This window comes from Aquabacterium sp. A08, from assembly GCF_011742065.1.
The window spans coordinates 1-735 of sequence record NZ_JAAQQT010000284.1 but is presented as its reverse complement, the minus strand read 5'-3'; the positions used below and the strand labels follow the sequence as shown (position 1 = coordinate 735).

General features: G+C 63.4%; 1 pseudogene. It reads left to right on the top strand.

The features are described from left to right. Positions 1-735: pseudogene (gene aceE, locus HA630_RS01615) on the top strand (pyruvate dehydrogenase (acetyl-transferring), homodimeric type); the annotation flags it as partial.

Sequence of the window (735 nt, the reverse complement as noted above, 5' to 3'; positions counted from 1 at the left end):
CAGAAGGTGTACGCGGCCTACCACAAGGCGGTGAACCACAAGGGCCAGCCGACCGTGCTGCTGATCAAGACCGTCAAGGGTTTTGGCATGGGCAAGGCCGGTGAGGGCAAGAACACCGTGCACCAGACCAAGAAGCTGACGGACGAGGACATCAAGTACATCCGCGACCGCTTCAACATCCCGATCCCGGACAGCGAGCTGCCCAAGATCCCGTTTTACAAACCGGCCGACGACACGCCGGAAATGCAGTACCTGCACGAGCGCCGCAAGGCCCTGGGCGGCTACCTGCCGCACCGCCGCACCCACGCCGACGAAAGCTTCACCGTGCCGGCGCTGGAGACCTTCAAGGCGGTACTGGAGCCCACGGCCGAAGGCCGGGAAATTTCCACCACCCAGGCCTATGTGCGTTTCCTGACGCAGCTGCTGCGCGACCAGGCCCTGGGCCCGCGCGTGGTGCCGATTCTGGTGGACGAGGCCCGCACCTTCGGCATGGAAGGCCTGTTTCGCCAAGTCGGCATCTACAACCCGCTGGGCCAGCAGTACACCCCGGTCGACAAAGACCAGGTCATGTACTACAAGGAAGACAAGGCCGGCCAGATCCTGCAGGAAGGCATCAACGAGGCCGGCGGCATGAGCAGCTGGATCGCCGCGGCCACGTCTTACAGCACGTCCAACCGCATCATGGTGCCGTTCTACGTGTACTACTCGATGTTCGGCTTCCAGCGCATCGGCGAC